This is a genomic window from Sporosarcina sp. P2, from assembly GCF_002743255.1.
Classification (GTDB): Bacteria; Bacillota; Bacilli; order Bacillales_A; family Planococcaceae; genus Sporosarcina.
In genome coordinates this window covers 1-26,782 of record NZ_PDYY01000012.1, presented here as the reverse complement: position 1 = coordinate 26,782, position 26,782 = coordinate 1, and the positions used below count along the sequence as shown (strand labels likewise).

Here is a 26,782-nt window from a genome sequence, read left to right as displayed (position 1 = left end):
TCATTGTAAGTGAAAGGTTAGTAAAAGTCGTAAAAAAAGATTTTTTGAGTTGCCGACTCTAAGCGCCACCTTTCACTTTTGGTTCATCTAGTTCAAGCGGCTAGGATCTCGGGTCATAAGCCGTGCTGGTCGTGAGGCAAAGAGCGCCTCAAGTCCAGCCCGTCTTATGCCTGTCGATCCTGACGAGCCACTTTCACTTTTGGTTCATCCAGTTGCAGGTGGCAGAGTCTCGGGTCATAAGTCAAAGCTGCTATGCGGCAAAGAGCGCCGCTTCGCATCTTCGTCTTATGCCTGCCGACTCTAAACGCCACCTTTCACTTTTGGTTCATCCATGCGATAATAGAGAAAATACACTTTGAGGATGACGATATGAGTAAATTAGTTGAAATACAGTTAAATGCACAGGGCACGGTGGCTTTGAAGAAGGGATATCCTTTGATTTTGAAGGATGCTGTGATGACTAGCGAGATTCAGGCGAAGGAAGGTAGTTTGATTCGTTTGACGGATCGCTACCATAAATATTTGGCTACGGGTTATTATGGAATACAAAATAAAGGAATCGGCTGGGTGCTGACTTCGAATGAAAAAGAAGAGATTGACTTTGATTTCTTCGATCAAAAAATGGCGACTGCCTTTGAGCGTCGTGCGTCGTATGCTAATGATCCAGATACAACGGCTTACCGTTTATTTAATGGGGAAGGCGATGGAATCGGTGGGTTGACGATCGATTATTTCGATGGCTATTATATGGTCAGCTGGTACAGTGAAGGTATTTATGCGTTCCGTCACCACGTCTATAATGTTCTGGATAAGCGTGGGGAATATAAAGCGGTGTATGAAAAGAAACGTTTTGATTCGAAGGGGCAGTATGTCGAGCAGGATGATTTTGTCAAAGGAACGCCTGGTGATTTTCCGATTATTGTTAAGGAGAACGGCATGAACTTTGCAATTGATTTGAATGATGGCGCGATGACTGGAGTTTTCCTTGATCAGCGCGATGTACGTGAGGCGATTCGGGACAAGTATTCAGAAGGTCGCGAAGTGTTGAATACGTTTTCGTATACAGGAGCGTTTTCGGTTGCAGCTGTTTTAGGTGGAGCGAAGAAAACGACGAATGTGGATTTGGCGAAGCGTAGTGTCGCAAAGACAATCGAGCAATTCAGTGTCAACGGTATCGATTATGAGCAACAAGATATTAAAGTGATGGATGTCTTTGACTATTTCCGTTACGCGAAGCGTCATGACATGAAATTCGGACTAGTCGTGCTGGATCCACCGAGCTTTGCGCGTTCGAAGAAGTATACATTTAGTACAGCGAAGGATTATCCTATGTTGATGAAAGAAGCGATTGCGGTTACGGAGAAAAACGGCATTATCGTCGCTTCTACAAATAATGCGAGCTTCAGTATGAAGAAGTTCAAAGGCTTTATTGAGCAAGCTTTCAAAGAGACAGATATGCGTTATAAAGTACTGGAAGAATCCACATTACCTAGGGACTTCCGTACGCCACGGGACTATCCTGAATTTAACTATTTAAAAGTAGTGATTGTGCAGAAGTTACGTTAATTCGTCACAAAAAGTAGGGTGACAATGTCAATATTTCCTAGTACGATGGATTCAATTAAGTCGTGAAACGGGAGGTAAACATATGAAGCAAGTACTTGCTTTGATGGCCGTGGTGTCTGCTTTGGTACTAACTGGATGTTCCAATGCATATAGTCAAGAAGACGGCTACCGCATGGCCATCATCAATCAAGGATTCCCTGTTCCGAAAGAAGCGTATGAAGTAAAAGCAGAAGATTGCATAGGGGAGATTTCTAAATCAGCGAAATATAAGTTGAAGGGAATCGGTGACTCGGAAGGCAATCCGCCAGATCATTATTTGCGTACTATTGAAGAATGGGGCTGGACGGAAATGGTGGAAGACCGCAGAGGATCTATCCATTTCTATGAGAAGCAAGGCAAGATCATGTCGCTCAATATTCAAGAGAACGTTTTTGATGTATTTGAAATAACGAGTGCAACGGAATCATAAATAAGGTGGCGAGAGTATGGAGACGAAAAAACCGAAGCTAGACATTGAGAAGCCTGCTGTTGCAAAAGCGTTCGATGTGTTGGTGATCGCTTTATTCGCTGCTGCTCTCGTCTATTTACTATTGCAGTGGAATCAATTGCCTGATCGTATTCCTGCGCATTTTGGAGCGAATGGGGAAGTGGACCGTTATGGTTCGAAAATAGAATTACTGCTGTTGTCAGTCATTGGCGCCGTTATGTGGGTAGGTTTATGGATAGTGGAGAAGTATCCGTATATGTTTAACTACATGAATTTGCGTCCTGACAACGTAGAAATCCAGTACCGATATGGCGTGCTATTCATGAATGTCATCAAAAACCTTTCTACATTAGTAGTGATCTTTCTACTATGGCAGTCTGTCGATATCGCTTTGGCTCGAATCGGTTCATTGAATGCGCCTATCCTCATCACGCTACTTGTACTACTCTTCAGTGCGATAGGTGTTTATTTTTATAAAGTACTGAAATTATAGCCATGCCTGAATTGTATTTCTAAAATTCTGCCAATAAATGAATCTATTGATCACCTCCTATCGTATACTCATGATAAGAGGTGATTTTTTGTGAAATGGAAACTGTTACTTGTCACTTTACTAGCTTTCCTTGTTCTGCCGACGACAGTAGGGGCTGTAGATTTCAGCATTTCGGATGTAAAAATCAAAGCACAATTGGAAACGGATGGCACCGTCCGGGTAACGGAACAGCATACCTATAATTTTGACAGCGAATTTAACGGGATTATTCGAGAAATTCAACCGAAACGAGGAGCTTCGATTGAGGAGTTTAAAGCCTCTGAAAAGGGTAAAGAGTTAAGGATTGAGAAGCGTAACTCGGAATATCGTGTACATCGCAAAGGAGACAGCGAGGTCATTGTCTTCGATTTGCAGTACACCATTAGAAATGGAATGGAAAAGTATGCAGATGGCGCGCAGTTTTACTGGCCATTTTTCGATCGCCGTAATGAAACCGATTATGGCAATATGACGATTACGATCGTGCCTCCTAGTATAGAGTCCTGAACTGGACGCGTATTATAAGGATTTCGCCAGTGTCCAGAAGCAGCTTGATCAAAATCGCACTCGTTATGATGAAAGACATCGACAGGATACGGCAGACGCACAGTACGGAAATTCCTATTATGGCGGCGTTGTCTACAATCCTATATTCCTCGCCGGTTCTTCCAATCAAGCGTCGACCAATGTATCGAACAACGCTCCAAGAGTGACAGTAGCAGTAGCAGTGGAGGCGGTGGATCAGGTGCGTTTTAAGATAAGTAAAAGGAGTGAATAGAGTGGGTAAGACAATAGTTTGGTTCCGAAAAGATTTGCGTTTGCATGATCATCCAGCATTGGTGGAGGCGGCAGCACATGGTGAAGTATTGCCCGTCTTCATTTTGCCGGAAGCACGCCACGCAGCATCTGATTGGTGGTTGCATCACAGTTTGCTGGAAATAATCGAGCGCTTTGCGGAGCAGCAAATTCAGTTCGTGATCAGACAAGGACATTCTGTTGAACAGCTGATGAAGTTGCTAGATGAAAGCGGAGCCGATCAACTTGTGTTCAATGAATTATATGATCCGAAAAGTCGGGAAGTGGAACGTGGAGTAGCAGAGGCTTGTGAGAAAAGGCGTGTTCAAATGCGTTCATTCCAAGGGTCGCTACTCGTTGCACCGGATGCGATTTTCAATAAAACCAATCAGCCATATAAAGTATTTACGCCGTTTTGGAAGCGGCTCCGCCAAGAACGAATTGCGACACCACTCGCAACTCCTGAACTCGTACCGTCTACTGGTAAACTACAATCATTGTCTTCAGAAGAATGGGGACTATTATCGGATGAACCTTGGTATAACAAGTTTGCAACTTATTGGCGACCTGGGGAAAAAGCTGCGATGGACTGTTGGGAAACGTTTCGTGACGGTGGGTTGTGCGATTATTTAGTGGGACGAGATCTCCCTGCGCAATCTAGTGTTTCGCGCATGTCGCCTTACTTGGCTTGGGGGAATGTTAGCGTACGTTCGCTATGGCATGGTGCATTAGCTGCGGCGGAAGACGTCGGTGATCGGCAAGTGGAAGCTTTTATTCGGCAATTGGCGTGGCGGGATTTCGATAATTACCAGCTACTGTACTTTCCAGAAATGTTGACGAAACCCGTGCGACCGGAGTTTGAAAAGTTCCCGTGGCAACCTGCCGACGCTCAGCTGGAAGCTTGGAAAACAGGGCGTACCGGTTATCCGTTAGTCGATGCCGGAATGCGTGAATTATGGGAAACAGGCTATATGCATAACCGTGTGCGAATGGTCGTAGCTTCTTTTTTGATTAAACATTTATTGATTGACTGGCGAGAGGGCATGGCGTGGTTTGAAGAGACGTTGCTCGACTTGGATCTAGCGAACAATGCGATGGGATGGCAATGGGTGGCGGGCAGTGGTTTTGATGCGTCGCCGTACTTTAGAGTGTTTAATCCCATTCTTCAGGCAAAAAAATTCGATGAAGATGCTCGCTATATAAAAAAATGGCTGCCCGAGTTGGCGGACATGCCAGTAAACTATGTATTTCAACCAGCAGACGCACCGGTTGATGTGCTGGAATCAGCAGGCGTTACGATTGGTACATCCTATCCGGCTCCGATTGTTGACCATCAAGCTGCCCGTGCACGCGCATTGGCAGCGTATGATACATGCAAAAATTCTTAAATGTCATCAATAGATTCAAGTAGATGAATATGTTGTAGCTGTAACCGATCCGCCCAAATGAACGATCCGTATCCACCTAGATAAAATTCGGTATGAGGGTGTTGGCCTGCAAACTCGTCCAATTCTTGTATCATCTGTGGACTCTCTTCAAACGGAAACGTAGTCGACGCCGACAATAACACTTTGCCCGGCTTGATTTTTTCTATAAGAGACTGAATAGCGCCAGGAGCAGGTAATGATCCAATCATCGCCGTACGCCAGCCTTTTAGCATCAGTTGCAGTAAAAAAATATGCACCGGAATTTCATGTGATTCATTCGGGAGACATGCGCCGAGCAATAGGGGCGAGTCTTCCCGGTATTGGAAGTTGCGCCGTAGTTGGACAAGTTGATCTCGTACGACCAGACTTGACAAGGCTTCCTGATATTCATCCCACTCTCCAGTTGCCCAGTGATCACCTATTTCCTTCAAAAATGGAATGACGATTTGCTGGAGATAGTGTTCAAGTCCTAACCGATGATAGGCGGCTTGCAAGGAAAAGTTTAATTCTAATTCATCACAATTTTTACCGTGGCGCAATAAGTCGCTCAATATATCTTCTATATAGGTATTTTCGGGATTCGATGGGAAAATGGAGTTTTTCTGGGATTTCGCCATCTCGGCTGCTTGTAAGAGCGCAAAACCATCCTCTGCATAACGTTTCATCAGCAAAAATAACCGAATATCTTCATCGTGATATACCCGATAGCCATTATCTAGTCGCTGTGGAATCACGATATCATAGCGTTCTTCCCACTTCCTCAAGACTTGCCTCGACAAACCTGTTTGCTCCGCAACTTGTTTAATTGTATACGTAGGGGTTTCAGATGACGGCTTCAAAATAATCAACCTTTCATTTTACTATAATTAGCGATCATACTTCGCCCAGTTCTATATGTTTAACATTATACATAGGTTTGACAATGTAAGTCAAACCTGCTATTTTTACATAGTAGGAAGGTGTCTAAATGAAAACGACATATATAGTACAAGGTACATGGATTGGTATCATAACGGGTGTTTTTCTCGCTATTTTCTTCAAAATCATACAGTCGATTACAGGTCACAAGGTCTATACTTTGTTATTGAATGTGGATTACATACCCATCGTAAGAGAATATGTATTTCCAGAAGTAATAGAAGTGTTTTTCCATCTGATTGTTTCAGTTATTCTTTGTATCATACTGGTGATTCTGTATGACAAGAGTAGTGGTTTCATTCGTCATCATGCGGTATTGTTCCCCTTTCTAGTGAATAGTATTATCGGGTTATTACTGTATCCGACGACTTCATTTTCTGATCGTACGCCAAGTGTCACAAATATCATTTCTTTGTCCTGGTGGCTCGTCGGACACGCTGTATATGGTTTCTTCGTAGGGATTTTGATTAGCAGGAAATCAAAAAATATAAAATAGGTCTATTCCGATCAATTATTCTAGTATATATGGATAGACTACTGTATAATCAACTAACCATAACATTGTACAAAGCATGGACATTGGAGAAAGCGAAAATTTGTTCGTGTCAGTTAAAGATAAAGGAGAATTTCAATATGTGGATCACTAAAAAACGCAAGGCCCAATCATTAGTCCGCCCTATTTCCACTACCCCTGTCAAATTGCAGGTTCCTACCAAAGAAATTCAATTACAGTTAGATGCTATTCAGTTAAGGGAGCGGGATTTACAACTTTTACGCGCGTTAAAAGATCCAATGAATGACCGGATTGATGAAATTGTAGAAGCCTTTTATTCTAGTGTCACAGCAGTTCCTAAATTGTCTCAGATGATTAAAACGTACACTACGACCGATTATTTACGCAAGACGCTAACTGTACATCTCGCGGGATTATTCGATGGTGTGATTGATGAAGCCTATTTACTCAATCGCAGTAAAGTAGCGGGTGCTCATGTGCGCATAGGCTTGGAACCTAAATGGTATATCGCAGCTTTTCAAAACTTGCATGCAACGATGCTCGATATATTATTTGATTTAGAATTGGACCGTGCAGAAGAACGTGAAATGATCGTAGCGTTAAGTAAAATTTTGAATTTCGAAAAGCAATTGGTTCTTGAAGCGTTCGAGAAGAGTACGAATGATGCAATTCATGCAAATCAGCAAGAAATAAAAGATAGCGTCAAGCAACAAATTGGAAGTATTGCGCTTGAGATTGAAGAGAAGTCCGAGTCCACATATGCGGTAGTCAATGATTTAATCGAGCAATCTACTACACTCGAAGGAAAAATTCAGGAGAGTATTGTCCGTTCCGAAACGTCAGTCCATCAAGCACAGTCTGGAATTAAACAGATGTCACAGATGGTGATCACTTCGGAGACGATTGTAAAGGAAACGAAAGGCATGGCGGCATTGATCGAAGAATTGAACCGCGCATCCATTCAAATTGAAGAAGTCGTTCAACTAGTGAAAAATATTGCAGACCAGACCAATCTTTTGGCATTGAACTCTGCAATTGAAGCGGCACGTGCGGGTGTTCACGGAAAAGGTTTCGCGGTTGTTGCGGATGAAGTCCGAAACCTAGCTGATCAAACGAAACGGTCGACAGATAATATTGCACAACTCGTCGCGCAGTCGAAGGCGAAGACGCGAGCTGTTCATGATGCGATAGACACTGTCACGAAGTATGCCGATATGGGCATGAAAGAAACGGAAACAACTAGAGAGACATTCCAGAACATAACTGAGACGGTTCATTTGACCATAGACGATATCCAGCATTTTTCAGACCATATGAAAAATTTGCAAAGCGTCATCACATCAATTGGCGGCGTATCGAAGGAAGTCGTATCCACTTCTTATGAGTTGGAAGAAGCGATAAATGTCCTATAAAAGGAAGTGAGAATGAATGTTTTTAGCGTGGAGCGAAATCAAAAAGAATAAATTACGATTTTTACTCATCACATCGATTTTACTATTGGTGTCATTCCTTGTGTTCTTCCTATCCGGACTGGCAAATGGATTAGCCAGCATGAACAGAGAAGCGATCGACTCGTGGAAAGTCGATGCAGTCCTTCTGACAGAGGAATCCGATAAGAGTTTGTATGAGTCGGCACTTGACAGGAAAATAGCCGATGAACTGGATGCGAAAGAAACGGCTGTTATTAGCCAAATGGGCGCCATCGCAAACAATGGTGATACCAAGCAAAATGTTATGCTCTTCGGTATTGATAGAGAAGAGTTCATCAAGCCAGAAGTTAGTGAAGGGGACCCGACATTTTACGTTCAAAACGGTGTCGTGGCATCTGATGTACTAAAAGATGAAGGCTTTAAAATAGGGGATACGCTCGAGTTATCCTCAACAGACACGAAACTGACGATTGTCGGCTTCACAGAAAAGGCTCGTTTTAATGCATCGCCTATTCTCTATATGAAGTTAAATGATATGCAGAAAATTAAATATGGTGACGCCTATACAATGAATAAAGACTTGGTTAACGCAATTGTCATCAGAGACAAAGACTGGGCTACACTTTCCTTGCCAGATAATACGGAAATCATTGAAACGGAAACATTTATCGAGAGTCTGCCGGGTTATACGGAGCAGAATTTAACGTTAACGTATATGATTTACTTCCTGTTTGTCATTTCAGCGGCAATCGTTGCCATTTTCTTATACGTATTGACTGTACAGAAAATCAGCATGTTCGGTCTGATGAAAGCGCAAGGGATTTCCAGCGCTTATTTGGCAAGATCCGTTATCGCACAGACATTCATTCTCGCGTTGATCGGGGTAGTCCTAGCATTTGGACTGACGTTGCTTGCGGGAAGCTTCCTGCCAAATGGAGTTCCTATCATGTTTGATATACCTACCATGATCATTTATGGGGTGGTCTTAATAGTAGTGGCAATTCTCGGAGCAGTCATTTCGGTTTGGACGATTATCCGAATTGATCCGCTCGAAGCGATAGGAGGGTAAACGATGGTACTGGAACTACGAAATGCGAAAAAGACGTTCGGTGAAGGCAATACGCTCGTTGAAGCGATGAAGGAAACCAATTTCTTAGTCGAACGTGGAGAATTGGTCGCGGTTATCGGTCCGTCAGGTTCAGGTAAAAGTACGTTCCTGACGGTGGCTGGCGCTCTGCAAACACCAAGCGAAGGCGAAGTCATCATTAACGGTAAAGAATTATCGCAGCTAAATGAAAAGCAACGTTCAAAAATCCGTTTGCAGGAAATCGGGTTTATATTGCAAGCTTCCAACCTTGTGCCGTTCCTAACTGTTGATCAGCAGCTTGAATTGCTAAATAAAGTGAAGAAAGACAATATGACCAAAGATGAGCAACGTAAGTTATATGAAGACTTAGGTATTACCAAGTTGCGTAAGAATTATCCATCTGATTTATCGGGCGGTGAGCGACAACGTGTGGCGATTGCGAAAGCATTGTTCAGCAAGCCAGCGATTCTTTTGGCGGATGAGCCTACCGCTTCACTCGATTCGGATCGGGCGTTTGAGGTGATGGAGTTGTTGCGTAATGAAACGAAGTCGAATCAGACAGCGACCATTGTCGTGACACATGATATACGATTGATTCAATACGTGGATAAGGTGTACAAGATGACGGATGGTGTGTTGAAGTTAGAGAGTTCGGCTGAGATGGCATTGGATTCGACGGAATGAGCGAGGGTTGAATAAATAATGAAATAAACGCTTCGGAAAGCTGTTTTATGGCTTTCTGAAGCGTTTTTTTATTGGGTATGCTCATAAAATTGGGTGAGCGCTCTATCCAACGTGTTACCCGATCATGGTCCAGGGGCGAGCACTCTATCAAACGCATGAAGCGCTCAATCGAACGTGTTATTCGCTCATAGCCCACGCCCAAGCGCTCTAAGCACAAGCATCATCCCAATAAACCAGCGACGATCTTCCGTGCAACCATAATATCCTTCGTTCCATGTACCAACATCCGGCCATCGCAGAATAACACGAGTCGATGAGCGTTGTATTCACAGGAAACCAAATATGGGTTTTGTTTTAAATTAGAAACAATACCGCGAATGGATTCGGCAAATGGTAGTAGTTCCACTTGTCGGTTCCTTGGCCATGTCAGTTGCACGGTGTCGCGTCCGCACAGCACGGCAGTCCGAATGACTTCATTGGCAGATAGGTAAGGATAGGTTGGAGTGTCTGAGCAACTCGGACAACTAGATTTCTTCATACTGTGCACGTCCATTGCAGCACGTTCGCCTGTCCATAGATCGACGGATTCCAGGCGCGGTTCCATCTGTGCACCCGTTATACACTTCAGCAATTCGGCGGTTTGACGGGCAGCCGTTGTAACGACGATTGGTGAGATGACGCCGACTGTATCGCATGTTAAAGACTGTGGTGGTAACGCTTCAAGTAGACAATGCAAGCAGGGTGAGCCTTCTTTTACACCAATAGGAAACGTCAGTCCGTAGCTACCGACGCAAGCACCCATAAAGAAAGGGATGCCGAGTTGTAACGCTGCGTCATTTGCTAGTAATCGTGTTTCGATATTATCTGTGCCGTCGAGAATGAATTGATGTCCCTCGAATAGGTCGAGAACATTTTCAGGTGTCACATCCGCCACAATCCCACGAACTTTCACATCGCTGTTGATCGCGCGCAAACGGCTTTCCGCAGCGATCGCTTTCGGCAATTGATCAATGACATCTTGCTCTGTGTATAATTGCTGTCTATGAAGATTGGTCCACTCCAAAATATCACGATCAACAATCGTTAGTTCGCCGACCCCTGCACGGACAAGCATTTCTGCTCCGGAAGAACCGAGTGCACCCGCTCCTAAGACGAAAACTTTTGCCTCGCGGATACGCTGTTGTCCAACTGGTCCGATAGGTGCAAATAGCTCTTGCCGAGAATATTTTCCGGTCAATTCGTCACAAGCCCTTCAGTTGGACTGCTTGCTACGCCGTAATCGCGGACTGGCATACGTCCTGCCTTATAACCGAGACGTCCTGCTTCAATCGCGAGTTTCATTGCTTCTGCCATCATGACAGGATTTGCGGCTTCTGATACTGCCGTATTCAGCAATACACCGTCTGCTCCGAGTTCCATCGCGAATGCCGCGTCTTTTGGAGAGCCGACGCCGGCGTCAATGATAACGGGGACATTCGATTGCTCAATGATCAATGACAGATTCAGCGGGTTCAGAATGCCTCTGCCTGAACCGATTGGCGCAGCGCCCGGCATGATGGCATGAACGCCTAATTCGCATAGTCTTCTTGCGAGCACTACATCGTCTGACGTATAAGGCAATACAATAAAGCCTTCCTCTAGCAGCATTTCAGTAGCGCGTAATGTCTCTACAGGATCTGGAAGCAATGAACGACTGCATCCGATAATTTCCACTTTCACCATGTCACAAAGTCCTGATGCCTTTGCAAGACGTGCGATATGTACGGCTTCTTCTGCTGTACTTGCACCTGCAGTATTTGGAAGTAAGGTATAGCGAGTTAAATCCAATTGCTCTAGAAAATTGGGCTGCGACGCTTCGAAAATATCCATGCGTCGTACTGCGAACGTGAGGATTTCTGCTTCTGATACTGCAACTGCCTGCTTTTGTATTTCAAATGAAGGATATTTCCCTGTGCCTAGTAATAACCGTGAAGAGAATTCTTTATCTGCAATTTTTAACATCTTCATCCGCCTCCTACAAAATGTATAATTTCAATTTGGTCTCGATCCTTAATCGGTGTGTCATAGTGATCTTTTTGCAAAATCTCTTTGTTTTTCTCCACAATCAAAATACGATCACCTAATCCCAAATGCTCAAGTAACTGCTGAATCGTCGCTACTTCTGGAACGACCGAATAGGTTTTTCCGTTCAGATCAATCATTTTCTTCATTAGACACGACTCCTATTCTATAATTTTGTAAGGCTTTTAGTGAACGCATAGGGGATAATACAGCCACGCCTGCTACGCCATTTCGTTGTAAGTCAGGCAAGTGTTGCGGCTGAATTCCGCCGATTGCATACACAGGGATCGAACTATACTTTGCAATAGAAAACAATTCTTCCGTGCCGCGCGCTGGAAGGCCGGGCTTTGATTTCGTCTCGAAAACATGCCCGTACAAGAGCCAATCCGCGCCTTCCGTCGTAGCTTCCTTTGCTTCTTCCATTGAATGAATCGAGCACCCGAATTGTAGCTCGGGAAATTTCCGAAGTGCATCCCGTAAAGACATGCCATAGCCAGTCAACTGCACTTTTCTAAGGTTCAGCTCGCTAGCCACGTAAGGTCTGGCATGTATAATGAGCTTGTCGAGTGAAAATCCGCTATTCACAAGACGCGTAATCAAGTCTATCAATTGTTCGTCTGTCTTGGACTTTTCCCGCAAAATAATAGCATCTAGAAACGGCGCTGTCTGCTGCAAGTGTAAAGTCAGTTCGTCAACCGAGAGACAGTCATCAGTCACGCCAAGTAACTTCATTCATTCCCCTCCAATAGAAAAAACCACTTCCCGAATCGGAAAGTGGTGGATGTGTCGACAGAAATATATACGGAACGACTCGCCACTTCCCTCCGCAGATGCTAATCTGTTCAGGTAATAAGGGTTTCAGAGCCACACTCTTTTCTCAGTCCTTGTGAAGGATTCCCCCAATGGTCAAAATATTTAGTTTTCAGAACTAGCGTATCATGTACGTAGTGGAATGAAAAGAGTTTCTTTTATAAAAGTAATAAAGCATCCAAATCGTGAATATCCACCGTTTTCATGCTGGGCTGCCGAATCCAGTCCGACTCCTCGAATGCGCTTAATTTGCGACTAATTGTTTCAGGTGTCGTCCCGAGGTGGGAGGCGAGATCTTTGCGACTCATCGGTAATTCGACTGTCAATTGTTGTTGTTCTTCAGATAAATCGGCTAGATATAGGGCGATACGCGTTTCTGTTGCTTCCATACCGATCCGCCCTGCCCGTTGTTCTGTCCGGGCGAGGCGAGAGGAGAATTCCTCTAACATCTTTAATGAGATCGCAGGATGTTTTTGTAGAAGTTGTTGCATTTGATCACGTTGAATAATACATAATTCCACGTGTACAAGTGTTTCTGCGTAGGCGTCATGAGGTTTGGCATTGAATAATGACAGCTCACCTGTGAAATCTCCCAGTTCTAAAATTCACACGAGTTGCTCTTTTCCGTTTTCCGACAGGCGGTATACTTTGATTCGTCCTTTATGCAAAATATATAAACCTTCGGAGCAGTCGCCTTCATTGTAAATAATTTTTCCACGTGGATGCGAAGTGTTTCGCGTGAGTCCTACTACGTGTTTCATCTGTTCAGTTTCCAAATAATTGAACAGCGGAACGAGCGATACACACATATTTTGATCCGTCGTATTATTGTGGGGCTGTTGACTCATTCACTTTCACCTCGCTTATATTTCGATTGGCTGGTTTGTCACTAGTATAGCGTATTAATCGAATGGCGTTCAATATAACCAAAAGTACACTTGCTTCATTTATGGAAGCACTGCCTGTAACAATCGGTCCGTCAACTGGAACTTGTTCTCCTGAGCGAACGATTACTCGGTCACCGACTACTACCTCGTCAACAGCAATTGTCATTATTTTACCATCTCGAAAGACACTTGCTTCTAGTGGGGCCAGATCAATAAGTGCCTTGAGGGACGAGCGGGTTTTCTCCATTGTACGAATTTCAAGTAGCGCTCCGAATAAAAATAAAAAGGTAACTGCAGCGGATTCTACATACTCACCAATAAATAGCGCACCGATGACCGCGATGGTCACGAGAAGTTCAATACTAAAAGCTTTCATGCGGATAGCTTTCCACGCCTTGATTGCAATTGGAGTACCCGCGATTAAAGTGGCCGCGATTAATGTAATCTGACGCGCGTCATAAAGGCTTGCGAAGTGCAAGATGATCGCTGCTCCGAGCAAAATCGCGGATAGGGAAGTGATGCGTACGGTTTGCTTTGCGTTCATTTGAATGCCTCCTCTCTATGAAACTATTTTATTGAGAACTGGATAGCCGAGTTTACTAATTAATTCCTGTAATTTATTGGCTTCTACGATAGATTCATCAAACACGACTCGAACTTTACTTGAATGGAATAATACTTTTACTCGCTGTACACCTCATGCTCGAGATAGTGCCCCTTCGATTTTCTTAACACATGACGGGCAACTGAATGGTTCCATTAAAAATACGACTTTTTTCATTGATCTCATCCTCTTCTTTTGTATTTGTTAACTTAAGTATAAGAGTATTTTGTGAAAACGACCTTGACGCCCATCAACTTTTGTCAAACAATACTTTTTCTTCTCGTCAAAGTGCTTTATACTGAATAAGCAGTATACATTTATGAATAGAGGAGAATCGTACGGATGAAATTAACCTATTCTGGTAAAACGAAAGACGTCTACCGCTTGGAAGATGGCCACGTGCTATTGAAATTCAAGGATGATGTAACAGGGGAAGATGGTGTATTTGATCCAGGTGCCAATACAGTAGGCCTGACGATTGATGGTGCCGGGAAGTCTGGACTTCGCATGACGAAATACTTTTTCGAGAAATTGGAGGAGCAAAACGTTCCGACGCATTACATCGATGCCGATCTGGATGAAGTGACGATGACGGTGAAGCCTGCTACGGTCTTTGGTAAAGGATTAGAAGTGATTTGTCGATACCGTGCGGTCGGAAGTTTCTTGCGCAGATTCGGTGCGTATGCCGAAGAAGGACAAGTATTGGATGCATTCGTGGAAGTGACGCTAAAAGATGATGAACGTCAAGATCCACCCATTTCAGAAGATGCTTTGGCACAACTTCACATTTTGACGCATGAGGAATATGCGGTACTTAAAGAATTAACCCAGCAAATTTCTGAAGTAGTGCGATCAGAGATGGCGGAAAAAGGTTTAGAACTTTATGATATCAAATTGGAGTTCGGTCGCGATCCTGAGCGAAACATCATGTTGATCGATGAAATTTCAGGAGGCAATATGCGCGTTTATCGAGGCGATACATATATTGAACCAATGGAATTAGAAAAGATATTATTTTCATAAAACTCAACCGGAAACGAAAAATGTTTCCGGTTTTTTATATTGTCACTTACGCTATGCGCTGACTGACCTAGTATCAGGAGTGTTTTTTATTGTATAAGGGAGGGAGGGGGGAGTGGACGCTCATTCAAGTGGCTAGAGCGCTCTATTGTGCTGCATATTCGCTCCTAGTTTGTTGATAAGCGCTCTATAAGTCCTTGTAACCGCTCAATGTCGCGAGTTAACTGATCTACTTAGCCTACCATCCGCTCTTAGAACTCTAGCAGCATGTTAGAAAGCTGTAAAAGTGGGTACACTACATATTGTGGGTTCATTATCCAAATAGTAATGAACATCAAAGTACATAACTTACACGAGGAGGAATGCATTTATGTGGAAATTACCTAGTATTGTATTGGGATCCGCGTTAATGATGGCGGCTTGCGGTAGCGCAGCGGATGAAGAAAAAGAAAAAGAACCGGTGAACGGCAGCAGTGATCCCGTCGTGGAAGAAGAGGGGACAACGGAGCCTGAAGTGATGGCGCCAGTGATAAATGTGGATGGGGAAGAAATCGGTTCCGTAACGCTAACACAAGGACCGTCTGGCGTAGCAATGGATGTTGACGTATCGGGCCTTGAGCCAGGGGAACACGGCATGCACTTCCATGAAACCGGTGTCTGTACAGCACCGGACTTTAAAGCATCTGCTGGCGGTCATTTCAACCCAACAAATAAAAAGCACGGATTGGATAATCCAGAAGGACACCACGCAGGTGACTTGGAGAATCTTGTGGCGGATGAAGATGGAAACGCAAAAGTTACGGTGACGACTGATGAAGTTACACTTGAGTCTGGAAAAGACAATTCATTACTCGATGAAGACGGAACGGCGTTGGTGATTCACGAGGGTCCGGATGATAACATCACAGATCCAGCAGGTAATTCAGGCGCGCCATTTGCTTGTGCAGAGATTACATCTGAGAATATGAAGTAATAAGTAGAACAGGATGTCCCGAGGTGTGGGGCATCTTTTTTGTGTGTTGAAGTTTTAAGTCAAAGTATATGAGAAATGGATAGTTAGTTAATATCTACGAAAAAATTAAAGCAGAAGGACGCAAATCTCCTTACGTATCTCACAGCCAGTCTCTTCATTCCTATAGACGAAAAAAAGAACGCCCTCCCGGAAAGGGGCGTCCTGTTGATTACCGAACTATCGCGATAATCCCTTCTTCATCATCCAGCTTTAGCTGAATGCCTGCTGCCATCGGATCTTGATCGAGATACTGCTCAATCCAAAGGCGAAGCGCTTCGACAAGACGGGAGGTATTCAAATGATGCATCTTGCCGTTAAGCTCGGCATCTGCTGAAAACCCAGTGTCCTCATCGTAAGCAAGTTCGACTTCCACGTCGTCTGGCATAGCACGTGACTCTTTTGCAATCAATACACAAACTGCATTTACTACGTCCTGTTCGTAGATTATCTGTTGTTCCATTGATTCATATCCTCATTGCGTTTGCGCTCTTTCTCTTTGAAGATCGCGAAAATCTTCCGAACCATGTAAATGATGAAGACAATCGCTAACACGTTAATTAACAAGCCCATAATGGACCCAAGCATACCCATATTCGCAAACAAGCTGCCGAATAATAGACCCGCAAGTCCACCAACTAATAGACCTTTCATCAAGCCGCCACCCATACCGCCTGGCTTCTTCGCTGTGTTACCTGCTGTTGCTCTATCATTACTTTGATTGGTATCTTGTTTCTTTTCGGCTTTATTCGGTTGCACACGATTAGGTGTACTGAAACTCTTCTTACCAGACTTATAACCACGTGCTTCAGCAGTAATTTCATCTTGGAAGATGATGTTCCCGATTGGCGACAAAATCAATGTCGCAGCGAGGAAAAATGCAGCAAATTTTTTCAATTGATAATCTCCTTTAATGCTGTAATGAAGGTCTTGGATTTACCAAAGCCCTTGTCTTTATTTTACTGGATATCTTACCGTAATGAAAGGAAATTCCCTTACTTCGCGAAGAAGTTTTCAGTATAAAATGGCTGTTCTTTGTCATTGAAGTCTACACCGATCCCAATGAACTGGTAGTCACGGATTAATATGTTTTCTCTGTGGCCTTTTGAATTCATTAGACCTTCATGTGCAAAAATACTGCTTGACTGACCGTAGGCTAGGTTTTCACCCGCACTGACGAACGCCACCCCTTGCTTTTTCATCCGGTCGAAAGGGGACTCGCCTTGCAAGTTTTTATGACTGAAGTAATCTTGTACTGCCATATCCGTACTGTGCAGACGTGCTGTTTCTGCCGCAAGTTCATCCCATGTTAAAATGGAGCGACCGTGTCGAACTCTTGCTGCGTTCGTCAAGTCAAATAGTTGCATCTCAAAGCCTTTACGCATCGCATCGTTTTTGGGGGCATAGAGGGCGGACTTTTTTTGCTCTAGCGAATCCGAGATTAATTGGACTGCGGTTACGGTATTGTCAGTATGCAGATCATAAAAGACATAGATATACAGACCATCCGAATGAAAGATGTCCATGCCTTCATCGTTTTGCAGCTTATAAATGTTTGTCCCTTTACGTATTTCAGAAATTGGTTCGCCAAGGCCTTTACGTATTTCCGCTTTCGGCACACCGTACTCGATGCCGATCGATGAAGCGATGAGGCGATCATTTGTATAGAGCGCATTGACGCGACGTTTGATATCGTATGACAACATGACGAAGTTCTGATAATTGTCATGGAATGTCAGCCATTCCGTTCCATATTCATTGACGGATTTCCGCATAGGTTCACCGAGCTTTTCCTTCACTTGCGCTTCGGTTGTACCAATTTCGATATTGTGGATAGAAATAATGCCTGTTGCCGGTGCATCGAGCACGGGTTGGGCGACTTCCTCTGGGGGACTGTTTCCGGCAGCTTTATTGGAAACGAATGTAATTAAATCGACAATCGATTCTTTTGTATAGTCAAGCGCAGATCTAACTACTTCCTCGTTCAGCACGGTTTCTACTTTGGCATCAAGCGGGTCAAGAAACGATAAGTCCACGTATTCTGATACTGGACCTTCCCAGAAGGGCTTGAAGGCGTAGATGAGTACTGCGAGAAAGAGTAACTGAAACAGGCGTTTTATCATATGAAACCCACTCCTCATTCACATTATACTCTGTTTCACCCTCAGCAATACAGTGGGAACTATGAATTGTTGAAAATATTCCTCCAGAGTAGCAGGAAAAAGGGTATACTAAAAAAAGAATGGAAGTTTGGAAGGAGTGGATGGCATGTTCGGTGGCGTGAGCAGTGTACCTTCCTGGTTTTATATAGTCGCATTTGTAGTCATCATATTGCTTGTCCTGATTACGGAATGGCGAACGAGATGAAGACTGAATTTCAGTAGAAAGAAGGAAAAAACATGTTAACATTTGAAGAAAAACAACAGATTATAGAAGAGTTCCCGGAGTTAGTGAAGAAAGAAGTGTCTATGAAGCGCTTGAACTATCATTATGAAGAGTCTTTGTATGATAAGACGGTTGTCGTGCAACATTTGCACCCGAACGGCAATGCATTTGTCTACGTGGCAGATGTCAAAGGCTATGAAGCAGATGAACGCGGTCTAGTCAATGTACGCGAATACTCTGCAGATGAACTCCGTACAGTTATCCGCGCGGCAATTGAAGGACTGGCGACAGAGGTCCAGGCGCCTGAAACTATCGCGGAAACGTGGCAGAATTCCAATGGTCAGATGCTGACACTCCTTGAAGAAGATGGCTTCTTTAATATTTATCATGAAGTCAACTTGGAAGAGGGCTTCGGAGATTACCAAGAGGCGGCAAGTTATTTGAAAGAAGAAGGCTTTTCCGTCAAAACGAAATAACAGCAACAGAGGTGATAGTAAATGAAGGGCAAAACAGTTGCGATTTGGCTTATCGTAGTGCTGATTGTGGCGGTAGTGGGCGTCGTGTTAATGGTTCAGGCTACTTTCAAAAATAATCCTACACAAAAAAATCATCAATCCATGGACAACCAGTCGTACACCGAAATCGGAACGTTTGGCTGGCAATAAGCTATGAATGACTGTCGGGTATTTACTATTCCCGGCAGTTTTTTATAGTTTGGCGTTGGTGGTTGTGTAGGGTTGCATCACAACCGCGCCAAAGTTGACTACGACCGCGCTATTGTCGACCATTACCGCGCTATTCCTACCTATCATCGCGCTAAACTTTCAGTAGATCGCGCAATACTATGTGTTAACCGCGCCAAAGCTACCTCACACCGCGCCATAGCAAGGGAAAGAATTGTACAAAAAAACCACTTCCTAAAAAGGAAGTGGTTTGTATAGGTTAATTAGTTTTTAGTAACGTTAGTTGCTTGAAGTCCGCGTTGTCCTTGTTCGATCTCGAAAGACACGTCTTGACCTTCTTCAAGAGTTTTGAAGCCATCACCTTGGATAGCTGAGAAGTGTACGAATACATCGTCGCCATCTTCACGTTCGATGAAGCCATAACCTTTTTCTGCGTTAAACCATTTTACTTTACCTTGTTCCATGTTTGTTTCCTCCTCGTGCACACTCGTGTACACATTGTATTACTATCCTTGCTCAATTTCTAAAAAACGGTCGAGATAAATCGTAGACCAACGTCGAACAAAAATAATTCTTCTTTATCATAACAAGAAAAGCCAGAAATGGCAAGTGGAAAGATTGGTTCAAAGGATTGAACGACTAGATTCCTGCGTCGTTATAGGAAAAGTGCGAATATTTTATAGATGACTGCAGCCATTAATGCAGAGATTGGCATCGTGATAATCCACGTCAAAACAATCTTCTGAGCAACTCCCCATTTCACGCCTTTCAAGCGCTGTGCTGAACCGACACCCATAATGGAAGAAGAGATTACGTGTGTCGTACTGACAGGTAAATGAAGAAGGGTAGCACCGAAAATAATGACTGCGGAGTTCAAGTCTGACGCAATCCCGTGAATCGGCCGGATTTTCATAATCTTGCCGCCGACGGTCTTGATGATCTTATAACCGCCGATCGACGTACCGATTCCCATTGCAGTAGCCGCTGCAACCCGTACCCATAATTGGATATCATCAGTTGTCTGTAATTCTGCTGCTATCAAAGCCATCGTAATAATCCCCATCGCTTTTTGCGCGTCATTCGTACCGTGCGTGAACGATTGAATCGCAGCCGTACCGATTTGCATATACCGAATACGGCGGTTCGCTTTGAATAAATTACGGTTCTTTAAGACCACACGTAATATGGTCATGACAAGAAATCCACCAACTAGTGCAATGATAGGAGATAGCAACAGTGCTTGAAGTATTTTGATGAAGCCGCTGTAATTCAGAATGCCGAAACCCGCTGCTGCAATCGCTGCGCCGGCAATGGAGCCGATCAGTGTATGGGAAGAGCTAGAGGGGATTCCGAAATACCACGTGACCAAGTTCCAAGTAATTGCAGAAACGAGTGCTGCCAAAATGACGAGCGATCCGTTTTCCAATACGAACGGATCGACGATGTCTTTCGTAATGGTTTTCGCTACGCCTGTGAATGTCAGCGCACCGACGAAGTTCATCGTAGCGGCAAGCATGATCGCCGTCCGCGGTTTCAATGCGCGTGTCGATACTGACGTAGCGATCGCGTTGGCTGTATCATGGAAACCATTGATGAAGTCGAAAGCTAAAGCAAATATTACGACGAGAATGGTTAGTATGAGAATGGTATCCATCGGTCAGGACTCCTTATGCGTTGCGCATGATGATGGTTTCAATATTATTTGCTACGTCTTGACAAAAGTCTGCCGTATCCTCAAGTAGTTCATACAGATCTTTTAGTTGAATAATGCGGATCGGATCTTTTTCGCGAAGGAACATTTGCTTAATGGAAGTTCGCAAAACTTCATCACAAATACGTTCGTACTCTTTGATTTGCACAGCATGTGGACGCATTTCGACCAACTTTTTCTTCGTCAGCAATTCCATCGCAAGAACGATTTCATCGGTACTTTTCATAATGTTGCTGACGAACTTCTGCATGTATTCATCGATTTCAATGAGAGAGAACATCTCAAGGTTCGCAAGAAAATGTTCCATGCCATCCAAGATATCATCCATAGCAATCGCGATGTTCAGAATATCTTCCCGTTCAATAGGTGTCATGAACGACGTATTTAGTTTTGTAATCAATTCATGAATCAGCGTGTCGCCTGCTGTTTCATATTCTTTCATTCGAATGCTGATTTCTTTCAAATCTGAAACGGAATTGACTTTAGAATCGTTCGCATAGTGCATAGATGCCTGCACATGTTTCGCGATGTCTAATAATGCTGTGAAAAATGGATCGGGTTTACGTGGACCTAGCATTTGAATTCCTCCATTTATTGATGACATCGATAGTTATTACATCATACAAAAAACATGTGTAAAAAGATAGCGAATAGTGTAGAAATTACGCGGAACTTAGGTGAGTTTCCGTTAATAAAAGTTGGTAAACATAATCAGGGCTTTATTTGGTGGAATATTGTTAAGTTATTGTAAAGATGTATCAGAATCATTGAAAATAACTGTGGACATGAGATGATCGGCAGTAAAGGATTATATAAACGAAAAGGAGATTGAAAAGGAGCATACTATGACCTCTTCTATAAAAAGACTAGTAGAACTATTTATCGTATCACTAAAACTAGGACTGACCTCTTTTGGCGGCCCAACTGCACATTTAGGTTATTTCCATGAAGAGTATGTGCGAAAGCGCAAGTGGATGGACGAAAAAAGTTATGCGGATTTAGTGGCGTTGGCACAATTTCTTCCGGGTCCGGCAAGCAGTCAGGTAGGGATTGGCATCGGCGTGGCACGAGCAGGGGTGTTAGGCGGACTGGTTTCCTTTCTAGGCTTCACCATGCCATCCGTAGTAGCGTTGATCTTGTTTGCTACGCTTCTAGCAGGCTCAGATATTAGTGAGGCTGGTTGGTTGCATGGATTGAAGATCGTGGCTGTGGCAATAGTTGCGCATGCGATACTAGGAATGGCGAAGAATTTAACACCGGACGTCAAGCGAAAGGCCATTGCATTACTTGCGCTCGTCGTCACAGTGTTATGGCAAGCCACTTTTACGCAAGTCAGTGTGATTGTCATAGCTGGACTTGTGGGATTATGGCTATTCAACGTGCATGATACGTCTGAAGCTGTTTCAATGAAATTTCTTGTATCAAAGAAAATGGGAGTTATTTGCTTAACACTGTTTTTCACTTTGCTCGGTATATTACCGTTACTTCGGGAACTAACAGGGTCTTACTGGGTTGCATTATTCGATAGTTTTTATCGATCGGGTGCACTCGTATTCGGAGGTGGACACGTCGTCTTACCTTTATTGGAACAGGAATTGGTACCGGTGGGGTGGATTGGAAGCGAGTCGTTTCTAGCCGGTTACGGTGCGACGCAAGCGGTTCCGGGACCGTTGTTTACGTTTGCTGCCTATCTCGGTGCAGTGATGAACGGTTGGCAAGGCGGATTATTCGCGACCGTTGCGATTTTCCTGCCCGCATTTCTTTTGATCGTCGGTGCTCTGCCTTTTTGGGATGCCTTACGCAATCATCCGAAAATCAAAGGAGCTGTTATGGGTGTCAATGCTGCGGTCATCGGAATTTTACTCTCGGCGCTATACAATCCAATTTGGACAAGCACCATTTTACAGGCGGAAGATTTCGCATTGGCAGCGATTTTATTTAGTATGCTGACCATTTGGAAGATGCCTCCGTGGCTCGTCGTGCTAGCCGGGGCGCTAGGCGGAACTTTACTCTCCATATGGTAGAAAAGCAACCAAATGCGGTTGCTTTTTTGTTATACTGAATGAATTCTATAAAAGAAAAGAGTTTTGTACATATGAATACTTCATTACAAAAAAGAATTCCATTGCCAACGGTTTGGCTTGTGCTATTACTCGGTTCGTTGTCAGCATTCGGTCCGCTATCGATGGATATGTATTTGCCGGGATTGCCCATTGTGGCGGATGATCTAAACGCTTCGACATCGCTCGTCCAATTAAGTCTGACGGCCTGTTTAATCGGTTTAGGCGCAGGCCAGCTCATTTTCGGTCCGTTAAGTGATATTTACGGCCGACGCAAGCCGCTCGTCATTACGCTCATAGTGTACGCAATCGCTTCTGTATTATGTGCGTTTAGTCCAAACATCTGGATTTTTGTGGCATTGCGTTTCGTTCAAGGTATGACAGGCGCTGCGGGAATTGTGATCGCGAGAGCCTGCGCACGTGACTTATATGTAGGAAATGAATTAACGAAATTCATGGCGATGTTGTCGATTGTCAGTGGAGCAGCACCGATTCTTGCGCCCATTGTAGGAGGTGTCGTGCTGAACTATGCGTCGTGGCAAGCGGTGTTCTTTTTACTCGGTGTCATCGGTTTATTGATGTTTGTATCTACAGCCTGTTTCTTGCCGGATACGTTGCCGGTTGAAGGACGTGCAGACAGCGGAATGCTTGCGGTCGTCAAGACATTTAGTGGTCTACTGAAGGATAAGTGGTTCATAGGCATTGCGTTGACGCAAGGTTTGATCATGTCGAGCATGTTCGCGTACATTGCGGGCTCTCCGTTCGTTTTACAAAATATGTACGGTGTGACAGCGCAACAGTTTTCCTTGTTCTTTGCGCTAAATGGTGTCGGAATTATCACAGCGGCGCAATTGACAGGTCGACTTTCGGGTAGGATTCACGAGTTGAAGTTCTTGCGCGCGGGCGTGTTGATGTCGTTCGCAGCCAGTATTTTACTAATGTTGACTGTCTGGAATGAATGGCCACTTGCAGTGATTGCGACGGCGTTGTTCTTTATGGTGTCAAGCGTTGGTTTAGTATCCCCAGCGGCATTTTCGCTCGCCATGCAGAGTCAGGGGAAGTCAGCAGGAAGCGCAGCGGCATTTCTCGGGCTGGTGCCTTTCATTGGCGGTGCAACGGTTTCGCCACTAGTAGGTCTAGCGGGAGACAGTTCAGCTTGGCCGCTTAGTATTGTGGTGTTGACATGCAGTACGGGTGCTTTGGTGATGTTCTTTACAGTGGTTCGGAAAGCGTTTCAATTGCAAGAGGTTTGAGTTTGTGAGGCGTGTCTGTGCCATCTGCCGCCACAATCCTTTGCAATCCCAGTGGATGATAATTAGTTTTGTACATCGAAGTTAGGATCGTAATCATTTTTATATGTGAATTAAGTGAAACCCTTGAACTTAAACCAGGTTCAAGGGTTTCACTAATTTACATACTATCGACAGAATGTGATCTACGTCCTCCTACTAACCACGTAGGATTGAAGCGGAAGCTGGCGGCGACTCCCAATGGATCAGCGAGAGCCTTGAGACCCCGCAGTGAGCAAAGCGGACGAGGAGGCTCAAGCCGAGCCCATGGGAAAGCGTCCCCAGCTGGAGCTTCAATCCCTTAGTACTCACACTCCCAACCCTTTTTAATTCAAATCTGCTCGAAAATAAGGCATGATAGAGATAGAGAGTCTGATTATTACTTTGAAAGGTGGATGTAAAGATGGAATATCGTATTGAGCATGACACGTTCGGAGAAATACAAGTACCAGCAGATAAGTTATGGGGAGCGCAGACGCAGCGCAGTAAGCACAACTTTAAAATCGGCGGGGAACGCATTCCGCTTGGTGTAATCCAAGCCTTTGCCCATTTGAAGAAATCAGCAGCGATCGCAAGCCATTCATTCGGCAATCTGTCCGAGGTTAAAATGAAAGCCATTAAAGCAGCAGCAGAAGAGGTCATCGAAGGCAAATGGGACGAGCACTTCCCATTGGTAGTGTGGCAAACAGGAAGCGGTACGCAGTCGAACATGAATATGAACGAAGTACTCGCTAACCGTGGTAACCAGTTGCTTGAGGAGTGGGGCGAGGAAGAACGCCTGCATCCGAATGATGATGTCAATAAATCACAAAGCTCCAACGATACATTCCCGACAGCCCTACACGTAGCGGGAGTTATTGCGGTAGAGCGCGAAGTATTGCCAGCAATCGATAAATTAGCTGCAACACTTCAGAAAAAATCCGAAGACTTCGCAGATATTATTAAAATTGGACGTACGCACTTGCAGGACGCGACGCCATTGACATTGGGACAAGAAATCAGCGGCTGGCACAAAATGCTAGAGAAAACGCATAGCATGCTAGAAACAAGTGTCCAGACGATGAAAGAGCTCGCAATCGGCGGTACAGCAGTTGGAACGGGACTTAACGCGCCAGCTGGATTCGGCGAAAAAGTGGCGGAAGAAATTTCGAAGTCCGTGGGCATCGAATTTACATCTGCGGAGAATAAGTTCCATGCCTTGACGAGCTACGATGAAGTCGTCTACACACATGGCGCACTGAAAGCATTGGCTGCAGACTTGATGAAAGTAGCGAATGACGTACGTTGGTTGGCAAGCGGTCCACGTTCAGGTATCGGTGAAATTACGATTCCGGAAAACGAACCAGGCAGCTCGATTATGCCAGGTAAAGTGAACCCGACACAAAGTGAAGCGTTGACAATGGTTGTGGCGCAAGTAATGGGGAATGACGCAACAATCGGTTTTTCAGCGAGCCAGGGGAACTTTGAATTGAACGTCTTCAAACCAGTTATTATTTACAACTTCCTACAATCAGCGAAATTACTTGCTGACGGTATGATTAGCTTTAACGATAACTGTGCGGTAGGGATTGAACCGAACCGTGAAGAAATCGATAATAAAGTTAAAAACTCCTTGATGTTAGTCACAGCATTGAATCCACATATCGGCTATGAAAACGCGGCGAAAATTGCGAAGAAAGCTCATACAGAAGGTACAACGCTGAAAGAAGCAGCACTTTCTACTGGTTTATTGACGGAAGCGCAATTTGACGAATATGTAGACCCAAGCAAAATGACGGGCAACTCTTAATTGTCACGAATTTGTACGCTTGTTGTTCCCGCAACTCTTGTATACTAAAGACATAACCTCTATACAAAGGAGTCGGGAATATACATGAAAAAGAAGTTACTTGCAGGACTAGCGGCACTGACATTGGCGCTTGCAGCATGCGGAAACGGCGCTACAGAAAAGCCTGCTGAAGTAAATCCACAAGATTCACAGGCAGAAGCAGGACATGATCACGCAAAGCAACTACCGAACGGCGACTTGCAGGAAGTAACTGCTTCGGCGGATATCTTGCCTTCATTCCTAGACGATAAGCCAGAAGATATGCGCAAGGTCTATCAAGTGGCGGCCAACGCGACGGAGATCTTGGAATATATGCCTTGCTATTGCGGTTGCGGAGATAGTGCCGGACACAAGAGTAATATGAATTGTTTCTTGGATGAAGTGCGCGAAGATGGCTCCGTTGTCTGGGACGATCACGGCACTCGCTGCCTAGTTTGCCTAGAGATCGCAGTGAAATCTGTACAAATGAAGCAAGACGGAAAGTCTATGAAAGAAATCCGCGACGCAATTGATGCGGAATACGGTAACGCAAATTATGCGAAACCGACAGATACTCCAATGCCTGCTTAATTGATTCATTTAGGCTGCAGATTCACTCTTTTAATGAGAGTGGGTTTGCAGTTTTTTGTGTTTTGTTCAATGCCCGCGGCCCTACACTTTACACCCATGCAATCTATCGCCGCGCCATCTAGTTCTTGGCATTCGCAGCGGCGCGCTCAATGAATCACGTTACCCGCTCTATCAGGTCCCGCAAGCGCTCTATGCGTAGTGTAATCCGCTCAATCACGATTCGCATCCGCTCATAGTTTTCCGTTACCCGCTCAATGAGGCCTTGCATCCGCTCAATGCCCGCGGCCCTACACCTTACACCCATGCAATCTATCGCCGCGCCATCTAGTTCTTGGCATTCGAAGAGAAGTTGCATGCATCCAGAAATTATTTACTGGATATCTATGAATCTGCCACTATTACAGAACTTCGCTGTAAATCACTAA

At 44.4% G+C, this 26,782-nt stretch carries 30 protein-coding genes, 2 pseudogenes and 1 riboswitch; of the genes and pseudogenes, 17 read left to right on the top strand and 15 right to left on the bottom strand.

Going from position 1 to position 26,782, the window contains the following annotated elements; translation table 11 throughout:
- Window positions 1-369 precede the first annotated feature (369 nt).
- The 5 genes from CSV67_RS12695 (at window position 370) to CSV67_RS12675 (ending at window position 4,768) form a co-directional block, all read left to right on the top strand.
- Window positions 370-1,566, top strand: coding sequence for a class I SAM-dependent rRNA methyltransferase (locus CSV67_RS12695; protein WP_099631965.1), 1,197 nt, complete (start codon window positions 370-372; stop codon window positions 1,564-1,566).
- 82 nt (window positions 1,567-1,648) lie between these two features.
- Complete coding sequence (locus tag CSV67_RS12690) at window positions 1,649-2,035, top strand: hypothetical protein (RefSeq protein ID WP_099631964.1); 387 nt, start codon at window positions 1,649-1,651, stop codon at window positions 2,033-2,035.
- Between the two features lie 16 nt (window positions 2,036-2,051).
- Window positions 2,052-2,546 (top strand): DUF1648 domain-containing protein, encoded by a 495-nt coding sequence (locus CSV67_RS12685; protein WP_099631963.1) that lies wholly within the window; start codon window positions 2,052-2,054, stop codon window positions 2,544-2,546.
- A gap of 90 nt (window positions 2,547-2,636) precedes the next feature.
- Complete coding sequence (locus tag CSV67_RS12680) at window positions 2,637-3,092, top strand: DUF2207 domain-containing protein (protein WP_099631962.1); 456 nt, start codon at window positions 2,637-2,639, stop codon at window positions 3,090-3,092.
- Window positions 3,093-3,364: 272 nt separating this feature from the next.
- The gene (locus tag CSV67_RS12675) at window positions 3,365-4,768 is read left to right on the top strand and encodes a cryptochrome/photolyase family protein (RefSeq protein ID WP_158232939.1); all 1,404 of its coding nucleotides are present in this window, start codon (window positions 3,365-3,367) and stop codon (window positions 4,766-4,768) included.
- Here the strand turns inward: CSV67_RS12675 and CSV67_RS12670 are convergent.
- Window positions 4,765-5,646 carry a MerR family transcriptional regulator gene (locus tag CSV67_RS12670; RefSeq protein ID WP_158232938.1) on the bottom strand — a complete coding sequence of 294 codons (882 nt, stop codon included), beginning with the start codon at window positions 5,644-5,646 and terminating at the stop codon, window positions 4,765-4,767. The genes CSV67_RS12675 and CSV67_RS12670 overlap by 4 nt on opposite strands.
- 128 nt (window positions 5,647-5,774) lie before the next feature.
- Between CSV67_RS12670 and CSV67_RS12665 the strand changes: the two genes are divergently transcribed.
- The 4 genes from CSV67_RS12665 (at window position 5,775) to CSV67_RS12650 (ending at window position 9,440) form a co-directional block, all read left to right on the top strand.
- Window positions 5,775-6,221 carry a hypothetical protein gene (locus tag CSV67_RS12665; RefSeq protein WP_099631959.1) on the top strand — a complete coding sequence of 149 codons (447 nt, stop codon included), beginning with the start codon at window positions 5,775-5,777 and terminating at the stop codon, window positions 6,219-6,221.
- A 137-nt stretch (window positions 6,222-6,358) separates the two neighbouring features.
- Window positions 6,359-7,651, top strand: coding sequence for a globin-coupled sensor protein (locus CSV67_RS16555; protein ID WP_233192616.1), 1,293 nt, complete (start codon window positions 6,359-6,361; stop codon window positions 7,649-7,651).
- Between the two features lie 16 nt (window positions 7,652-7,667).
- Window positions 7,668-8,738, top strand: coding sequence for an ABC transporter permease (locus tag CSV67_RS12655; RefSeq protein WP_099631957.1), 1,071 nt, complete (start codon window positions 7,668-7,670; stop codon window positions 8,736-8,738).
- 3 nt (window positions 8,739-8,741) lie between these two features.
- Complete coding sequence (locus CSV67_RS12650; RefSeq protein WP_099631956.1) at window positions 8,742-9,440, top strand: ABC transporter ATP-binding protein; 699 nt, start codon at window positions 8,742-8,744, stop codon at window positions 9,438-9,440.
- 220 nt (window positions 9,441-9,660) lie between these two features.
- On the opposite strand, the gene CSV67_RS12645 is transcribed toward CSV67_RS12650, so the two are convergent.
- The 8 genes and pseudogenes from CSV67_RS12645 to CSV67_RS17180 all read right to left on the bottom strand — a co-directional run.
- Window positions 9,661-10,677 (bottom strand): ThiF family adenylyltransferase, encoded by a 1,017-nt coding sequence (locus tag CSV67_RS12645; protein ID WP_099631955.1) that lies wholly within the window; start codon window positions 10,675-10,677, stop codon window positions 9,661-9,663.
- Window positions 10,674-11,447 carry a thiazole synthase gene (locus CSV67_RS12640; RefSeq protein WP_099631954.1) on the bottom strand — a complete coding sequence of 258 codons (774 nt, stop codon included), beginning with the start codon at window positions 11,445-11,447 and terminating at the stop codon, window positions 10,674-10,676. Before CSV67_RS12640 ends, CSV67_RS12645 begins: the two co-directional genes overlap by 4 nt.
- Complete coding sequence (thiS, locus tag CSV67_RS12635; RefSeq protein ID WP_199173181.1) at window positions 11,444-11,641, bottom strand: sulfur carrier protein ThiS; 198 nt, start codon at window positions 11,639-11,641, stop codon at window positions 11,444-11,446. Before thiS ends, CSV67_RS12640 begins: the two co-directional genes overlap by 4 nt.
- On the bottom strand, window positions 11,634-12,233 hold the full coding sequence (locus tag CSV67_RS12630; protein WP_099631952.1) for a thiamine phosphate synthase: 600 nt from the start codon (window positions 12,231-12,233) through the stop codon (window positions 11,634-11,636). Before CSV67_RS12630 ends, thiS begins: the two co-directional genes overlap by 8 nt.
- A 70-nt stretch (window positions 12,234-12,303) precedes the next feature.
- Window positions 12,304-12,412, bottom strand: a riboswitch (TPP riboswitch).
- Between the two features lie 57 nt (window positions 12,413-12,469).
- Window positions 12,470-12,700: a helix-turn-helix domain-containing protein gene (locus CSV67_RS17140; RefSeq protein WP_369803182.1), complete on the bottom strand. Its 231-nt coding sequence runs from the start codon at window positions 12,698-12,700 to the stop codon at window positions 12,470-12,472.
- 90 nt (window positions 12,701-12,790) lie between these two features.
- Window positions 12,791-13,072: pseudogene (locus CSV67_RS17135) on the bottom strand (Crp/Fnr family transcriptional regulator); the annotation flags it as partial.
- Between the two features lie 64 nt (window positions 13,073-13,136).
- Complete coding sequence (locus CSV67_RS12620; RefSeq protein WP_099631951.1) at window positions 13,137-13,742, bottom strand: P-type ATPase actuator domain-containing protein; 606 nt, start codon at window positions 13,740-13,742, stop codon at window positions 13,137-13,139.
- A gap of 15 nt (window positions 13,743-13,757) precedes the next feature.
- Window positions 13,758-13,883: pseudogene (locus CSV67_RS17180) on the bottom strand (heavy-metal-associated domain-containing protein); the annotation flags it as partial.
- A gap of 261 nt (window positions 13,884-14,144) precedes the next feature.
- Here CSV67_RS17180 and CSV67_RS12610 point away from each other — a divergent pair.
- Window positions 14,145-14,825 carry a phosphoribosylaminoimidazolesuccinocarboxamide synthase gene (locus CSV67_RS12610; RefSeq protein ID WP_099631950.1) on the top strand — a complete coding sequence of 227 codons (681 nt, stop codon included), beginning with the start codon at window positions 14,145-14,147 and terminating at the stop codon, window positions 14,823-14,825.
- Window positions 14,826-15,192: 367 nt separating this feature from the next.
- Complete coding sequence (locus CSV67_RS12605; protein ID WP_099631949.1) at window positions 15,193-15,795, top strand: superoxide dismutase family protein; 603 nt, start codon at window positions 15,193-15,195, stop codon at window positions 15,793-15,795.
- Window positions 15,796-16,003: 208 nt separating this feature from the next.
- Here the strand turns inward: CSV67_RS12605 and CSV67_RS12600 are convergent, their stop codons facing one another.
- From CSV67_RS12600 to CSV67_RS12590, 3 genes are all read right to left on the bottom strand, one after another.
- A complete protein-coding gene (locus tag CSV67_RS12600; RefSeq protein WP_099631948.1) occupies window positions 16,004-16,294 on the bottom strand; it encodes a DUF2653 family protein in 291 nt (96 codons plus the stop codon).
- The gene (locus CSV67_RS12595) at window positions 16,279-16,728 is read right to left on the bottom strand and encodes a hypothetical protein (RefSeq protein WP_099631947.1); all 450 of its coding nucleotides are present in this window, start codon (window positions 16,726-16,728) and stop codon (window positions 16,279-16,281) included. Before CSV67_RS12595 ends, CSV67_RS12600 begins: the two co-directional genes overlap by 16 nt.
- Window positions 16,729-16,826: 98 nt before the next feature.
- Window positions 16,827-17,954: a CAP domain-containing protein gene (locus tag CSV67_RS12590; RefSeq protein WP_099631946.1), complete on the bottom strand. Its 1,128-nt coding sequence runs from the start codon at window positions 17,952-17,954 to the stop codon at window positions 16,827-16,829.
- A gap of 276 nt (window positions 17,955-18,230) precedes the next feature.
- On the opposite strand from CSV67_RS12590, the gene CSV67_RS12585 reads away from it, so the two are divergent.
- Both CSV67_RS12585 and CSV67_RS16695 read left to right on the top strand, forming a co-directional pair.
- Window positions 18,231-18,692 (top strand): hypothetical protein, encoded by a 462-nt coding sequence (locus tag CSV67_RS12585; protein WP_099631945.1) that lies wholly within the window; start codon window positions 18,231-18,233, stop codon window positions 18,690-18,692.
- A gap of 21 nt (window positions 18,693-18,713) precedes the next feature.
- Window positions 18,714-18,881 (top strand): hypothetical protein, encoded by a 168-nt coding sequence (locus tag CSV67_RS16695; RefSeq protein WP_158232937.1) that lies wholly within the window; start codon window positions 18,714-18,716, stop codon window positions 18,879-18,881.
- A gap of 281 nt (window positions 18,882-19,162) precedes the next feature.
- Here CSV67_RS16695 and CSV67_RS12580 read toward each other — a convergent pair whose 3' ends face one another.
- The 3 genes from CSV67_RS12580 to CSV67_RS12570 all read right to left on the bottom strand — a co-directional run bounded on the left by CSV67_RS12580 (window position 19,163) and on the right by CSV67_RS12570 (window position 21,187).
- On the bottom strand, window positions 19,163-19,363 hold the full coding sequence (locus tag CSV67_RS12580) for a cold-shock protein (protein WP_009766462.1): 201 nt from the start codon (window positions 19,361-19,363) through the stop codon (window positions 19,163-19,165).
- Window positions 19,364-19,554: 191 nt separating this feature from the next.
- Window positions 19,555-20,553 carry an inorganic phosphate transporter gene (locus CSV67_RS12575; protein WP_099631944.1) on the bottom strand — a complete coding sequence of 333 codons (999 nt, stop codon included), beginning with the start codon at window positions 20,551-20,553 and terminating at the stop codon, window positions 19,555-19,557.
- 13 nt (window positions 20,554-20,566) lie between these two features.
- A complete protein-coding gene (locus CSV67_RS12570) occupies window positions 20,567-21,187 on the bottom strand; it encodes a DUF47 domain-containing protein (protein WP_099631943.1) in 621 nt (206 codons plus the stop codon).
- 268 nt (window positions 21,188-21,455) lie between these two features.
- Here CSV67_RS12570 and CSV67_RS12565 point away from each other — a divergent pair, with 268 nt between their 5' ends.
- The 4 genes from CSV67_RS12565 to CSV67_RS12550 all read left to right on the top strand — a co-directional run bounded on the left by CSV67_RS12565 (window position 21,456) and on the right by CSV67_RS12550 (window position 26,357).
- The gene (locus CSV67_RS12565) at window positions 21,456-22,634 is read left to right on the top strand and encodes a chromate transporter (protein ID WP_099631942.1); all 1,179 of its coding nucleotides are present in this window, start codon (window positions 21,456-21,458) and stop codon (window positions 22,632-22,634) included.
- A 71-nt stretch (window positions 22,635-22,705) separates the two neighbouring features.
- A complete protein-coding gene (locus CSV67_RS12560) occupies window positions 22,706-23,923 on the top strand; it encodes a multidrug effflux MFS transporter (RefSeq protein ID WP_099631941.1) in 1,218 nt (405 codons plus the stop codon).
- A 439-nt stretch (window positions 23,924-24,362) separates the two neighbouring features.
- A complete protein-coding gene (gene fumC, locus CSV67_RS12555) occupies window positions 24,363-25,748 on the top strand; it encodes a class II fumarate hydratase (protein ID WP_099631940.1) in 1,386 nt (461 codons plus the stop codon).
- Window positions 25,749-25,832: 84 nt separating this feature from the next.
- Window positions 25,833-26,357, top strand: a complete 525-nt coding sequence (locus CSV67_RS12550; protein ID WP_099631939.1) for a PCYCGC motif-containing (lipo)protein — start codon at window positions 25,833-25,835, stop codon at window positions 26,355-26,357.
- Window positions 26,358-26,782 lie beyond the last annotated feature (425 nt).

Coding starts and splice junctions, on each gene's coding strand:
- thiS (WP_199173181.1), bottom strand. CDS start 11,641: ATGATTGATCTGAACGGAAAAACCTATTCGGTCGTTCCAGAAGTAGCG.
- CSV67_RS12665 (WP_099631959.1), top strand. CDS start 5,775: ATGAAAACGACATATATAGTACAAGGTACATGGATTGGTATCATAACG.
- CSV67_RS12565 (WP_099631942.1), top strand. CDS start 21,456: ATGACCTCTTCTATAAAAAGACTAGTAGAACTATTTATCGTATCACTA.
- CSV67_RS12610 (WP_099631950.1), top strand. CDS start 14,145: ATGAAATTAACCTATTCTGGTAAAACGAAAGACGTCTACCGCTTGGAA.
- CSV67_RS16695 (WP_158232937.1), top strand. CDS start 18,714: ATGAAGGGCAAAACAGTTGCGATTTGGCTTATCGTAGTGCTGATTGTG.
- CSV67_RS12550 (WP_099631939.1), top strand. CDS start 25,833: ATGAAAAAGAAGTTACTTGCAGGACTAGCGGCACTGACATTGGCGCTT.
- CSV67_RS12590 (WP_099631946.1), bottom strand. CDS start 17,954: ATGATAAAACGCCTGTTTCAGTTACTCTTTCTCGCAGTACTCATCTAC.
- fumC (WP_099631940.1), top strand. CDS start 24,363: ATGGAATATCGTATTGAGCATGACACGTTCGGAGAAATACAAGTACCA.
- CSV67_RS12685 (WP_099631963.1), top strand. CDS start 2,052: ATGGAGACGAAAAAACCGAAGCTAGACATTGAGAAGCCTGCTGTTGCA.
- CSV67_RS12655 (WP_099631957.1), top strand. CDS start 7,668: ATGTTTTTAGCGTGGAGCGAAATCAAAAAGAATAAATTACGATTTTTA.
- CSV67_RS12575 (WP_099631944.1), bottom strand. CDS start 20,553: ATGGATACCATTCTCATACTAACCATTCTCGTCGTAATATTTGCTTTA.
- CSV67_RS12570 (WP_099631943.1), bottom strand. CDS start 21,187: ATGCTAGGTCCACGTAAACCCGATCCATTTTTCACAGCATTATTAGAC.
- CSV67_RS12690 (WP_099631964.1), top strand. CDS start 1,649: ATGAAGCAAGTACTTGCTTTGATGGCCGTGGTGTCTGCTTTGGTACTA.
- CSV67_RS12620 (WP_099631951.1), bottom strand. CDS start 13,742: ATGAACGCAAAGCAAACCGTACGCATCACTTCCCTATCCGCGATTTTG.
- CSV67_RS12580 (WP_009766462.1), bottom strand. CDS start 19,363: ATGGAACAAGGTAAAGTAAAATGGTTTAACGCAGAAAAAGGTTATGGC.
- CSV67_RS12605 (WP_099631949.1), top strand. CDS start 15,193: ATGTGGAAATTACCTAGTATTGTATTGGGATCCGCGTTAATGATGGCG.
- CSV67_RS17140 (WP_369803182.1), bottom strand. CDS start 12,700: ATGGAAGCAACAGAAACGCGTATCGCCCTATATCTAGCCGATTTATCT.
- CSV67_RS16555 (WP_233192616.1), top strand. CDS start 6,359: ATGTGGATCACTAAAAAACGCAAGGCCCAATCATTAGTCCGCCCTATT.
- CSV67_RS12695 (WP_099631965.1), top strand. CDS start 370: ATGAGTAAATTAGTTGAAATACAGTTAAATGCACAGGGCACGGTGGCT.
- CSV67_RS12600 (WP_099631948.1), bottom strand. CDS start 16,294: ATGGAACAACAGATAATCTACGAACAGGACGTAGTAAATGCAGTTTGT.
- CSV67_RS12630 (WP_099631952.1), bottom strand. CDS start 12,233: ATGAAGTTACTTGGCGTGACTGATGACTGTCTCTCGGTTGACGAACTG.
- CSV67_RS12585 (WP_099631945.1), top strand. CDS start 18,231: ATGTTAACATTTGAAGAAAAACAACAGATTATAGAAGAGTTCCCGGAG.
- CSV67_RS12560 (WP_099631941.1), top strand. CDS start 22,706: ATGAATACTTCATTACAAAAAAGAATTCCATTGCCAACGGTTTGGCTT.
- CSV67_RS12640 (WP_099631954.1), bottom strand. CDS start 11,447: ATGAAGATGTTAAAAATTGCAGATAAAGAATTCTCTTCACGGTTATTA.
- CSV67_RS12650 (WP_099631956.1), top strand. CDS start 8,742: ATGGTACTGGAACTACGAAATGCGAAAAAGACGTTCGGTGAAGGCAAT.